General features: G+C 49.1%; 11 protein-coding genes. All 11 read right to left on the bottom strand.

Going from position 1 to position 13334, the window contains the following annotated elements; translation table 11 throughout:
* Positions 1 to 46: 46 nt before the first annotated feature.
* A complete protein-coding gene (locus CBE72_RS03525) occupies positions 47 to 2698 on the bottom strand; it encodes a TonB-dependent receptor (RefSeq protein ID WP_100142342.1) in 2652 nt (883 codons plus the stop codon).
* A gap of 510 nt (positions 2699 to 3208) precedes the next feature.
* The gene (locus tag CBE72_RS03520; RefSeq protein WP_100142341.1) at positions 3209 to 5866 is read right to left on the bottom strand and encodes a TonB-dependent receptor plug domain-containing protein; all 2658 of its coding nucleotides are present in this window, start codon (positions 5864 to 5866) and stop codon (positions 3209 to 3211) included.
* A gap of 389 nt (positions 5867 to 6255) precedes the next feature.
* Positions 6256 to 6687: a nucleoside-diphosphate kinase gene (gene ndk, locus CBE72_RS03515; protein ID WP_025011497.1), complete on the bottom strand. Its 432-nt coding sequence runs from the start codon at positions 6685 to 6687 to the stop codon at positions 6256 to 6258.
* A gap of 399 nt (positions 6688 to 7086) precedes the next feature.
* Positions 7087 to 7284, bottom strand: a complete 198-nt coding sequence (gene iscX / locus CBE72_RS03510) for a Fe-S cluster assembly protein IscX (RefSeq protein ID WP_100142340.1) — start codon at positions 7282 to 7284, stop codon at positions 7087 to 7089.
* 92 nt (positions 7285 to 7376) lie between these two features.
* Positions 7377 to 8276 (bottom strand): 30S ribosomal protein S6--L-glutamate ligase, encoded by a 900-nt coding sequence (rimK, locus tag CBE72_RS03505; protein ID WP_100142339.1) that lies wholly within the window; start codon positions 8274 to 8276, stop codon positions 7377 to 7379.
* A gap of 217 nt (positions 8277 to 8493) precedes the next feature.
* The gene (fdx, locus tag CBE72_RS03500) at positions 8494 to 8829 is read right to left on the bottom strand and encodes an ISC system 2Fe-2S type ferredoxin (RefSeq protein ID WP_039033844.1); all 336 of its coding nucleotides are present in this window, start codon (positions 8827 to 8829) and stop codon (positions 8494 to 8496) included.
* A gap of 8 nt (positions 8830 to 8837) precedes the next feature.
* Positions 8838 to 10700: a Fe-S protein assembly chaperone HscA gene (gene hscA / locus CBE72_RS03495; RefSeq protein ID WP_100142338.1), complete on the bottom strand. Its 1863-nt coding sequence runs from the start codon at positions 10698 to 10700 to the stop codon at positions 8838 to 8840.
* Positions 10701 to 10783: 83 nt separating this feature from the next.
* Positions 10784 to 11308, bottom strand: coding sequence for a co-chaperone HscB (hscB, locus tag CBE72_RS03490; RefSeq protein ID WP_100142337.1), 525 nt, complete (start codon positions 11306 to 11308; stop codon positions 10784 to 10786).
* A 24-nt stretch (positions 11309 to 11332) separates the two neighbouring features.
* Positions 11333 to 11656: an iron-sulfur cluster assembly protein IscA gene (iscA, locus tag CBE72_RS03485; protein ID WP_100142336.1), complete on the bottom strand. Its 324-nt coding sequence runs from the start codon at positions 11654 to 11656 to the stop codon at positions 11333 to 11335.
* Between the two features lie 14 nt (positions 11657 to 11670).
* Positions 11671 to 12054, bottom strand: coding sequence for a Fe-S cluster assembly scaffold IscU (iscU, locus tag CBE72_RS03480; RefSeq protein WP_039033841.1), 384 nt, complete (start codon positions 12052 to 12054; stop codon positions 11671 to 11673).
* A 32-nt stretch (positions 12055 to 12086) separates the two neighbouring features.
* Complete coding sequence (locus tag CBE72_RS03475; RefSeq protein ID WP_100142335.1) at positions 12087 to 13301, bottom strand: IscS subfamily cysteine desulfurase; 1215 nt, start codon at positions 13299 to 13301, stop codon at positions 12087 to 12089.
* Positions 13302 to 13334 lie beyond the last annotated feature (33 nt).

Raw genomic sequence — 13334 nt, 5'->3', positions numbered from 1 at the left:
CCGCCAAAATGGCGGGGCTAAGCCGTAAGGGAGGATCGGCGTTTTATCAGAACTTCTGATTGATGGTCACAAACCAGGTGCGGCCCAGTACGTCGTACAAACCTGTGTTAACGTCACGGAAACCATCATAGCTATACCAGGTGGGTGCCTCTTCATCGAACAGATTGTTGACACCCAGGGTAATAGAGCCATTCCAGTCGTGGGCATAACTTACCTGGAGGTTGTGCTTAAAGTAACTTGAGATATCAACAAGATCAGGATTCTTATAGATCTCTGCGCCCGAGTCTTGACTACCTATGTAATAGACGGCCCAGGCAGCTCCCCACTTGTCATAGCTCCAGTTGACAGATGCACTGCCTCGCCATTGAGGAAGATCCTGCAAACCCGCTTCATCAAAGAAGTCCGAGGTAGCATCGGCCTTGGTCTTGTACTCCAATACATGAGTCATTTCCAGCTTCATGCGGAAGTCACCCACACCAGTGGCCAAATTGTAATTGGTAACAAAATCAACCCCTGAGGTTTCCAGCGCACTCAGATTACGGTATTGAGTATGAATGGTCTCAATCTTGCCGTCACTGCCACGAACTATGTACTGAGAACCACCGTTGGCGATTTCTTCACGGATGAGATCATCAACGTCCACCACTTCAATCTTGTTGTCATAACTGATGTCGTAGTAGGAGGTTTCGATACTCCAATCGTCGGTCACGTTCCAGACAAAGCCCAGTGTCAGAGATTCACCCTCTTCCGCTTCCAAGTTGGGGTTACCACCGTAGAAGGTTTTATGCTGCTGGTTATTGGCACAGTAGTTTTCATCTGAATTTTCGGCGCACCACAGGGTATCTAAAGCATATTCAAAACTCAGTGCTTCACCAGCAAACATTTCACCCATGTTAGGAGCACGGAAAGACTCACCCCAGCTGGCACGCAGCAACAGAGAGTCTATCGGACGCCAACTGGCAGAAAGCTTGGGCACGACAGAATCAAAAGTCGAAGACACATGGCCAGAAGCTATGTTGCCTTCCTGCTCATAACGCTCATAACGCAGCGCGGCAGACAAGTCGATATTGTAAGGCAATGAAGATTGCAGCTCTACGTAACCCGAACTACGGTCACGAGTAGCATCCACATCATCGCCACCCGAACCACCAGAGATAATACCGGCGGCAGATTGCGGATCGCTCAGCTGCGTAAACTCGATCATTTCATACTCGGCACCGACAACGGCCGCCAGCGTAATGCCATTGCTGTCATACAACATGCCGGATAACAAACCATCAAATTGAGTGCTGTTGAACTGGGCCTGATATACACCGGTATGAGCGGCTTGACGATAGAGATCTGACATCTGCGCATTCCAAGCTTCATAACTCATGCCTGTCGTATTGAAGATATCGTACTCACCTGTATCGATCAGATCTTGAACTATGTTGTCGTTGATCAGATTGTAATTAAACGAGTCTGTAGTAGAACGAGTATGCTGAGCATTGATTTCCCAATCGATACCATTACCCACATCCCAGTACCCCACCAAGCCGGCCAGGAAGTCGATAGAATTGGTTTCGGTAGTGGTATCTCGCGGCCCTATCTGCGCAGAACGCATATAAACCGTCAGATCCTTATCTACCGGATTCATCACGTTATCGGCTGCCATCACGGGCAGATTGGTTGAGACCGGTGTACCAGCATAACGGGTATTGGTTTCACTAAAACTGGCAGAGGCGCGACCACGGAACTGGATATCTTCACTCAACTGATAGTTGAAGTTAGACAAGATACTGTTACGGTTAACGTTACCAAATAGCTTGGTCACTGAACCAGGATCATACAGACAACGTGAAGCGGCTTCCTGAGTCGCCCCGACCTGAGCGCAAGTTTCCGAGTTATAGTAAAAGTCGTAAATCTCCTCCCCTTTCTCATCCAACAAGCCGGTGTTGTATAAACCGTTTGGTGAAGGACTGAAAGTACTGCCGTTGTTCAAGAACCAATCGGCACCACCTTCATCCCACAGATCACTGTCATATACGGAAGTGGTGTCATAGTGCTCAAATGTCACCGTAATATTGCCTTTTTCGGTGCTGTAACCCGCCGCTACCGAAAAGCGTGAAGCATCGCCGCCTTCTACATCCGGGGATTCACCAGTGTAGTTAAGCTCGACCCCTTCAAAGTCTTTCTTGGTAATAATGTTTATTACCCCGGCAACCGCATCTGAGCCGTAAACCGCAGAGGCTCCGTCGCGCAGGATCTCGATTCGCTCAACAATGGCCATTGGAATGCTGGAAGTATCGGCAACGGTTCCAGAGCTTGAACTGGTGCCAGGCATACGGCGACCATCAAGCAGAATAAGCGTGGCCTGAGAACCCAGACCACGCAGGTTAACATCGCTGGTTGCACTGGCACCGGCACCATAACCGGACATACCACGCCACGAACCAAAACTGTTGATACTGGCGTTATTCAATACGTCGGCAACAGAGGTCTCACCGGTGACTTTAAGATCGGCGGCAGTAATAACGGTCACAGGTGAAGCCGTTTCCATATCCACTTGCTTGATACGCGAACCCGTCACTTCAATACGTTCGACCTTTTTACTATCGACCTCTTCGGCAACTGCATAATTACTGAATGCAACTCCCGTAACTGCCGCAGCAAGTAAACCGCGACGAACTGCCTTCGCAGTTAGACTAATGGAATTCATATTTGTCTCCCGGATGTTTCCTTCACATGAAATATCTGATTATTTTTGTTTTGAAAGTCGTAAACAATCACAACTCTATTAACAATATTCCGTAAACAAAACATTTAGGTCAACACTATTTATAAACAAATTCCCAACAAGTTACCATTTGATACACAAGCACCAACAGAGGAACACGGTGAAATCAATAATACGAATAAAATCAGCTGGATATATCAACAGTAGACACCGGATACAAAGAGATAATACATGTATAAAAATAGTTAAATATATTTCAAATAGTAAACAGTAAAATAAATTTAACCCAAAAAAACCAATAAAAACTTTCTAGATAAAAATGTATCGATATGCATCCATCTACAGATTCCAAAAAATCAATCTAAATCCATACGTAAAGCACAAAAAAAGCCGGCTTATTAGCCGGCTTTGAAACACAACACAAATACTATTTAATTCGAACAAACATAGTTCCGCACTGATGTAGTCTTAAACTACATCAAGACGCCAAAATTAGAACTTTTGATTATACCGAATATAATATTCTCTACCCATTGGGTCATACAAATCAGTGTTATAACCTGGGAAGCCCATGCGCTCAGTAAAGGCAGGCTCTTCATCAAACAGGTTGCGAATACCGAGACTAACCTTACCATTCCAAGGTAAATGGTAACCGGCCTGAGCATCAACTATCCATTGGCTATCGGTTTTGCCATATGAAGAGTCTTCTTGACCATCTGTGTACCTTGCAAACAGTGACGCATCCCACTCGTTGTATGTCCAGGTGTTGCTTAAATTGACTCGGAATTCTGGCTGACCAGTTTCTCCAACAACATCTTTCATTGGAGCCGATGGTCCCTCTTTCTCTTCCCATTTGAGAACGTAATTGGTCTCAGCCTTGAAAACAAAGTCACCCACTCCAGTCTCGAGTAAGTACCTGATATTGAAGTCAAGGCCTGAAGTTTTCAAGGTGCCCAAGTTCATCTTCTTCAGAACCATGTAATCGATTTCACCGTTGGCATTCCGATACAGCATACCGCTTACATCATAGCCGTCACGTTCGAGGTTCAGTACATCTTGAGAAGACATAGTTGTGATAACGTCATCTATTTCGATGTCATAATATGAAAGCTCAAAATCCAGTGAGTCGGTGACATTCCATACGACGCCAAGAGATAAAGAGGTGGACTCTTCAGGATCCAACTCCTCATTTCCTTGGTATTGTGCACGATATTGAGCTTCACCACACTCAGCGACACCAGCACTACATCCCACCCAGTCGGTTGCCCAAAGATAAGTTTCAGATGCAGTCGCATACATGTCATCAAAGGTAGGTGCTCTAAAGCCAGTGCCGTAGGACGCACGAAGCAACAGAGAGTCAACAGGACGATAACTCAGTCCAACTTTTGGATTAAAAGTACTGCCAAAGTCACTGTAGTCATCGAATCTTGCCGATAACTCCAGATCCATATTGTCCATCAGCGGCAACATAGACTCCATGGAAATTGAGGTTACTTCACGACTCTTTCCACGAATGTTATCGCCCCCAGAAGTACCGATAATATTGCCTAAATTAGAGCCAGCATCATTGAACTTATCATATTCAGTTCGCATGAACTCTACGCCAAGAGCCAAAGGAACTGTCCCCGCGGGCATGTCAAAAAGATCAAAGCTGATACTACCGTCTACACCATAGGTTTGGACTCGGCCGGTAAAAATACCGGTATGAGCAGCCTGCTGTAATGCCTTCTCATTATCACCTTCCTGGTAACCGGCTCCCGCAGCAAAATAATCCAAAGTACCATTGTCGAGCATTTCTTGGATCATCTTGGCATTGGCCAATCCGGTTTGGACAGTGTTTACATCAGAGCGAATCCATTGAGCACCTAGGCTCCAATTCATTCCGTCTAAAACATCACTATAACCTTCCAAAGAAGTCAGTACGTTAATATCTGTATCTTCAATTTTAGTAATACGGGGACCGAGTGGCACAGTTCTCATCCGGAGGCTAATATCATCACCACCGATCAACTTACCATCAGCATCGTACTTTAACTGTCCTTTCAGGTAATCATTACCATATTGATTTACGGTAGCTTCGTAGATATCACTATTAGCCTCGGTCCACTTCAACACCGGGTTATAACTGTTGGGTGCAGCAGCATATTGGCCTTCAGTCCAAACTCTGCTCATCATCACTCGACTAATCCAGTTGATATCTTCGGCAACTTGATGGTCAACTTTCAAGAACGTAGAAAAACGCTCCTGCGATGCCATAGTTGCAGATTCTGCAGCAGCATTATAAGCGCAGACGTCACCAACTAAAGCCGAGTTACCTTCTCCACATCGACTATCGGCAAAACTCACACGTTCATAGGCACCAGTAGGCTTGCCATCATCATCGAGTATTGGCTTGGTCTTATCGATATAAGAACCTGTGCCTGGCCAACCATAAGGACTATATAGAGTTTCTGAATAGCTGCGATCAGCATCGTACAAAGGGGAACGGTTAAAATATTCGACTGATGCTACGATGTTGGTTTTTTCGCCAGAAGCCCCAAAAGTCATACGAACACTTGAGTTATCTGCACCACCGTGTTCAGTTGTACCAAATTCGGTGTCAACCTCGACCCCTTCATATTCTTTTTTCGTGATGATATTGATTACACCAGCAACAGCATCTGAACCATAAACGGCCGATGCTCCATCACGTAAAACTTCGATTCGCTCGACTGCGGCCATGGGAACCACGTTGAGGTTTTGAGTTCCGCCACCAAAAGCGACCGAAGACCCCATTCTACGCCCATCGATCAAAACCAGAGTTCTGGATGCACCTAACCCCCGCATACTCACTGTTGACTGAGATGACTGACCAGAGCCGAAACCGGACGCATCTCGAAATGAACCAAAGCTATTCTGAGAGAGATTGCGAACGAAATCTGAAACCGTTGCCATACCGGAAGCATCAATGTCAGCCTTACTGATCACGGTAACAGGTGAAGAAGTTTCCATATCGGTACGCTGAATCCGAGATCCAGTGATCTCAATACGCTCTACTTTCTCAGTAACCTGGGCATCATCGGCGGCGTAAGCCATTGTAGGGATTGATGTGGAAACAAAAGCAAACAGACTAAAGCGGATAGCCTTAGCGACTGCAGTCTGCGTTGACATATTCTCATTCCTTTTACAAAGCACGGTGGCAGGGAGGGAACACCGTGTTCTTATTCTATGTAATACTCAGCCCCCCAAACGAGAAACATACCAATAACAGCAACATTATCAATAACTTAAATGATAACAGAGTGTTAACCACCGGTTTGAATTGTAAAACACAATCCACTTATCAAGCCTGCGCTAATAATTTATTTACCGTACAGATGCGGATAGTAGAGAACATGTATCACCATGTATCATAACGCATTGTTTACAATGCATTTTTTTTTAATCGATAACCAAGGCGGCAGTTTTAACTGAAAATGTGATCCGGATAAAATTTCACTTCTCACAAAAGCCAAACAAAAAAGGAGCCATAAGGCTCCTTTTTATCTATTGACTGTTAATTAGCGAGTGCGAGGGCACAGCTCATCGGCAGCAAAGAAGTAAGCGATTTCGCGCTCGGCAGATGCCAGAGCATCAGAGCCGTGAACAGCGTTCTCATCGATGCTGTCAGCGAAGTCAGCGCGCAGAGTACCACGGGCAGCTTCAGCTGGGTTGGTCGCACCCATGATTTCGCGGTTAGCCAGAACGGCGTTTTCACCTTCCAGAACTTGAACCATGATAGGACCAGAAGTCATGAAAGAAACCAGAGCACCAAAGAAAGGACGCTCGCTGTGCTCAGCGTAGAAACCTTCGGCTTGTTCTTTGGTCAGGTGAACCATTTTGGCGGCAACAATTTTCAGGCCGGCAGTTTCAAAACGGTTGTAGATAGCACCGATGTGGTTCTTGGCTACCGCATCAGGCTTAATGATAGAAAAAGTACGTTCGATCGCCATGACTAGATTCCTTAATCAGCGAGTTTAAAAATTCGCGCGGATTATACGAAATAATCGCGTCAAATCCTAATCTTATCTCATAAGCCCGTCAGTAAAAGCTGTGATACAAGCCAAGTGATTCTCGGTTCAGTGCCTATGCTTGAGCCACAAATAGCCGGCGCCAAGACAAATAAATAACAGCAACAAAGGCATAAATGGCGGGAAATGATGGAAAAGACCTATGCCACCGTGTCCTGAATGCGCAAGCACGGCCGGGGCAAATAATCCAAAACTACAGGCGAAAATACGTGTCATGACTCACCTCCAGAAAATCAGGGATCAACAATTTATTAACCGGATAAATATAGTTGACTCCTGATGGTGATAATTTGACCGAGATCAGCTTTCAGCCAGCGGGCGCTACTTTTCCTCTATCCAACATTGCTGCACGGCTTCGAGGATTTTTTCGCTGCAGTGTTTGGGATCATCATCGAAGGCTTCCAACGCCAAGATCCACTCGTAAAGCTCAGGAAAATGCAGTTGCTGTGGATCCACATCAGGATGTGCTTCCAGCAGCTCCAAAGCCAAGTCCAATGAATCTATCCACTTGAGTCCCATGGTTACTCCTGCATCAGATAAGAATTGACTTTGAGTATAGCGCTGCAGAAGAAGGCTTTATAGCATTGATTAACACTTTTCTATTGGCAAAATCAGGCTTCACTGGGCGCCTTTCCCTTGTGCCTCTGCTTGGCAATAAACTCTATGATGGCACCGGCAACATCTTTGCCGGTAGCGGCTTCAATCCCTTCGAGTCCAGGGGATGAATTGACCTCCATCACCACGGGGCCGTGGTTGGAGCGTAAAATATCCACACCGGCAACATTCAACCCCATGGTTTTGGCGGCGCGCACCGCGATTGAACGCTCCTCCGGAGACAACTTTACCAGGGTTGCCGTGCCGCCCCTGTGCAGGTTGGAGCGAAATTCTCCCGGCAGAGCCTGGCGTTTCATGGCAGCAATCACCTTGTCACCAAGCACAAAACAGCGGATATCGGCTCCTTGAGCCTCTTTGATATATTCCTGCACCATGATGTTGGCTTTGAGGCCCATAAAGGCCTCAATCACGCTCTCGGCCGCCTTACGGGTTTCGGCCAGTACCACACCTATACCTTGAGTACCTTCCAAGAGTTTAATCACTAAGGGAGCGCCACCGACCATATCGATAAGATCCGGAATATCGCTGGGCTTATTGGCAAAACCTGTCACTGGCAGTCCTATGCCTTTGCGGGACAGTAACTGCATGGAACGCAGCTTATCCCTCGAGCGAGAGATCCCCATGGAGCTATTGAGTGTATAGGTCGACATCATTTCGAACTGACGCACTACAGCCGTGCCGTAGAAGGTAATGCCAGCGCCTATCCTCGGGATCACCGCATCGAAGGGCGGCAATTCAACGCCCCCTATATGGATACTGGACTGCTGCATGCTGATATTCATGTAACATTCCAGCGGATTGATCACCTGCACCTGATAACCCCGTTCTTGGGCGGCCTCCACCAAGCGGCGTGTGGAATATAAGGTTTTGTTCTGTGACAAAATTGCAATCTGCATTCCGGTCAGTATCCCGAAGAGTGAAAAAGACAGCGCATCATACGCCTGCCGTGTTGGAAATCAATCTCTGCATGCCAAGCATAGCAATAAAAAAACCGGCCTCTTGGGACCGGTTTTCAAAAGATGTCAGCACTTAGGGAAGGTGCCTTGAACGCCCATTGCTGTGCCAGCTACTCTCTACAAAAGAGAAGGCCACAAGGACTTGTTCTAACCTTCTCTAGCCTTCACTGACCATGTTGACCGTGTATTTAGGGATTTCCACCACCATATCGGTTTCAACCACCTTGGCCTGACAAGACAGACGGCTTTCTGGTTCCAGGCCCCAGGCCTTGTCCAGCATGTCGTCTTCCAGATCATCGCTGGGCTCGAGATCATCGAAACCTTCACGCACTATCACATGGCAGGTGGTACAGGCACAGGATTTCTCGCAGGCATGCTCTATGTTGATGCCGTTTTTCAGCGCGACATCCAAAATGGATTCACCCACCTCTGCCTCCACCACGGCGCCTTCTGGACACAGTTCTTCATGGGGCAAAAATACTATCTGTGGCATAGTCTCACCTATATGTTATCGACCGACTGACCCTTCAGTGCGGCCCGAATCGAATTGTCCATGCGTCTGGCGGCAAACTCCTGGGTCTGCGCATCCACCGCTTCTATCGCCGCCTTGATGGCATCAACATCACCATTGGCAGCAGTTTCATTCAAGTCAGCCATGGCGCGGTCAACCAGAGCGCGTTCCTCCTGGCTGAGCAGTTCGCCATCTTTCGCCAGCGCCGAGTGCAGCGATTCCAGTACTCTGGCCGCTTCCACTCGTTGCTCGGTGAGCATTCTCAGCTCAATATCCTCTTTGGCATTCTGCATCGAGTCTTTAAGCATTCCAGCAATTTCAGTATCACTCAGGCCGAAGGAAGGTTTAACCTGGATGCTGGATTGCACCCCAGTAGACTTCTCCATAGCAGTGACACTGAGCAAGCCATCGGCATCGACCTGGAAGGTCACCCGAATATGCGCAGCGCCGGCGGCCAATGGTGGAATGCCCTTGAGGGTAAAGCGCGCCAGAGAGCGGCAATCGGCCACCAGCTCGCGTTCACCTTGCACCACATGAAACGCCATGGCGCTCTGACCGTCTTTGAAGGTGGTGAATTCCTGGGCTCTGGCCACCGGAATGGTGGTATTGCGCGGGATCACCTTCTCCACCAAACCGCCCATGGTTTCAATGCCGAGCGACAGCGGGATCACATCCAGCAGCAAGAGATCCGAGTCAGGCTTGTTACCCACCAGGATATCGGCCTGTACCGCAGCACCTATGGCGACCACGCGATCCGGGTCAATCGATGTCAGCGGCGTCTTACCAAAGAAATCACCAACCATTTCCCGCACCAGAGGCACCCGGGTGGAGCCTCCAACCATCACGGTTTCCAGTACCTCGCCGGCATCCACTCCGGCGTCACGCAAAGCCTTGCGGCAACCTTGAATGGTTTTCTTCACCAGTGTGTTGATCAACTGGTCAAACTCACTGCGACTCACCTCGGCTTCACGCTCACTGCCGTCTTGCAGTGTCAGCTTAGCAATAGTGCTGTCGCTATCGGTCAACGCCTCTTTTACCCGCCGGGCTTCCATCAGCAACTGCCGCGCTTCCTGGCTGGAAAGCGACTCCAGCGCCATGCGTTCACGCAGTAAGCCTTGCAGCAGTTCATCAAAGTCATCACCACCCAGGCGCGAGTCGCCGCCGGTCGCCAAGACTTCAAATACGCCGCGGTTGAGACGCAAAATAGAAATATCAAAGGTGCCGCCACCCAAATCATAGACGGCAATAACGCCTTCCTGACCCGAGTCCAGGCCATAGGCGATGGCGGCCGCCGTCGGCTCATTGAGCAGGCGTAAGACCTTGATACCAAGTAAGGCTGCCGCATCTTTGGTTCCCTGACGCTGGGCATCATCAAAATAAGCTGGCACTGTGATAACCACGCCTTCCAATGGTCCACCCAGAGTGGACTCGGCGCGGGCAATCAAGGGGCGCAAAACCTCGGCAGACACCTGAACCGGATTTATTTTACCGGCGCGGGTCACAAACAATGGCAGGCCGTTTTCACTGGCCTCAAACTGATAGGGAAAAGCTTGCTCGCCGCTTTGTACATCGGCTAAAGAGCGGCCCATGAAACGCTTCACCGACACTATGGTGTTTTCAGGATCCTTGGCCGAATCGGCCAGGGCATCGTGACCTACTCGGACGCCCTGCTCGCCATAGTGCACCACAGATGGCAATGAATGCCGACCTTGCTCGTCGGCCAGTGTGCTGGTCTCGCCGCTGCGAACCGCTGCAACCAGGGAGTTGGTGGTACCCAAGTCTATCCCGGCGGCTAATCTGTGTTGATGAGGAGCGGCCATTTGGCCGGGTTCAGCAATCTGCAAAAGTGCCATAGTCTTCCATCTTGTGTTTAAAAAGTTGGCCCAATCAGAAATTGAGCCAACCGTAGGAATATGCTTGAAGGCCGAAAACGGATTTAGTCGAACAGCGCATCCTGGGCCCGCTGCAGTTCATCCTGCAATTTTGCCATAAACTTCAACTTACGGACTTGATCTGCCGCGGCAATTACATCGGCCTCTGTGGAACTGTGAAGTTGGTTGCGCAGCAACTCTGTCACCTGCTTACGATAAGCCACGAATGAAACATCGAGTTCATCGATATCACTCTGGGCATCGCCACTCTGGCCTATCTCCTCCAGCGCTTCACGCCATTCCATCTGCTGCATCAAAAAGGCGGTGTCTTTGACCGTAGTGGTCTCGTGACTGATATCCACACCTTTGAGCGCCAACATATGTTCGGCTCGACGGATAGGATCTTTCAGGGTCTGAAAGGCGTCGTTGATCTGAGCAGTGCGGGAAATGGCCAACAGCTTTTGCTGTTCACTGGCGTTGGCAAACTTGTCGGGATGCACCGCCCGCTGCAGATCGCGATAGCGACTGGCAAGCTCGGCGGTGTCCACATCAAAGGAGGGAGTTAAATCAAACAGCTCGAAATAATTCATATACTCTCAAGGCGGCGGTGAAACTTAAACCGTGAAGCTCTCACCGCAACCACACTCACCTTTGGCATTAGGGTTATTGAATTTAAAGCCTTCGTTGAGTCCTTCCTTGACAAAGTCCAGCTCGATCCCCTGAAGATAGATGAAGCTCTTGGCATCTATGATGATGTTGACACCATCAATGGTGTAAACCTCATCATCTTCATTGAGTTCGTCGACAAATTCCAGAACGTAAGCCATCCCGCTACAGCCTGAAGTCTTGAGCCCCAAACGCAAACCTATGCCCTTTCCTCTGTTGCTCAGGAAAGCACGAACACGCTCGGCAGCTGCAGGCGTCATAGTAATAGCCATCTTAACTCCTGGCGTTATTTAGCTTGCTTGGACTTGTACTCTTCCAGAGCCGCCTTGATGGCGTCTTCGGCCAGAATCGAACAGTGGATCTTCACAGGTGGCAAAGCCAGCTCTTCTGCAATATCCGTGTTCTTGATGGCGGCCGCTTCCTCGATGGACTTGCCTTTAACCCATTCGGTCACCAAAGAGCTAGAGGCGATAGCGCTGCCACAGCCGTAAGTCTTAAAGCGAGCGTCTTCAATGATGCCCTGCTCGTCAATCTTGAGTTGCAGTTTCATCACGTCACCACAGGCGGGCGCCCCCACCATACCGGTTACTACGGATGGGTCGTTCTTGTCGAAAGAACCTACGTTACGCGGGTTCTCGTAATGATCTATCACTTTTTCACTGTAAGCCATGATACTGCTCCAAATTCATCTATCCGCGGGGATCAGTGGTGTGCCCACTGCACCTGGTTGAGGTCCACACCATCTTTGAACATTTCCCAAAGTGGTGACATTTCTCTCAGTTTGCCAATAGAGTTTTTAATGGTTTCGATTGCGTAGTCGATCTCTTCCTCGGAAGTGAAACGACCGATGGAGAAACGGATTGAGCTGTGCGCCATCTCGTCATTCAGTCCCAAGGCACGCAGCACATAGCTGGGCTCAAGACTGGCAGAAGTACAGGCCGAGCCGGAAGATACGGCCAAGTCCTTGAGCGCCATCATCAGCGACTCGCCTTCTACATAGTTAAAGCTGACGTTCAAGCTGCCGCAGGCACGCTGCTCCATATCGCCATTGAGATAGGTTTCTTCGATATCTTTGATACCGTTCCACAGCTTGTCGCGTAGATAGCGAATACGCTCGTTATCTTTTTCCATATCGGCTTTGGCAATGGCTGCCGCTTCACCCATACCCACAATTTGGTGTGTCGCCAGGGTGCCGCTGCGCATACCACGCTCATGACCACCGCCATGCATCTGGGCTTCCAGACGAATACGAGGCTTACGGCGTACATACAGGGCACCAATGCCTTTGGGGCCATACATCTTGTGACCCGAGATAGACATGAGGTCGACCTTGGTCTTTTGAATATCGATAGGCAGTTTACCGGCACTCTGGGCAGCATCCACGTGGAAGATGATGCCTTTGCTGCGGCAAAGTTCGCCGATGGCATCGATATCGTGGATCACACCTATCTCGTTGTTGACATGCATAATGCTGACAAGAATGGTGTCGTCGCGCATAGCCGCTTCCAGGCGTTCCATGGGGATAATACCGTTGGCCGAAGGCTCCAGGTAAGTGACCTCGAAACCTTCACGCTCCAGCTGACGGCAGGTATCCAGTACGGCCTTGTGCTCAGTCTTGCTGGTGATGATGTGCTTGCCCTTCTTCTGGTAGAAGTGGGCAACACCTTTAATAGCCAGGTTGTCGGACTCGGTGGCGCCTGAGGTAAACACAATTTCACGGGGATCGGCATTGATCAGTTCCGCGACTTGGTTACGGGCGATATCCACCGCTTCTTCGGCCTGCCAGCCGTAGCGGTGTGAACGGGATGCGGGGTTACCGAATACACCGTCCATTGTCATGTACTGTACCATTTTGTCTGCAACCCGGGGGTCTACAGGCGTTGTTGCGGCATAATCCAAATAGATAGGAAGCTTCATTACACACTCCGTACTTCGCAGTCTCGGCCGAGG

Origin of the sequence: Shewanella carassii, from assembly GCF_002777975.1 — a bacterium.
GTDB classification, from domain to species: domain Bacteria; phylum Pseudomonadota; class Gammaproteobacteria; order Enterobacterales; family Shewanellaceae; genus Shewanella; species Shewanella carassii.
This window is presented reverse-complemented; position numbering and strand designations above follow the sequence as displayed.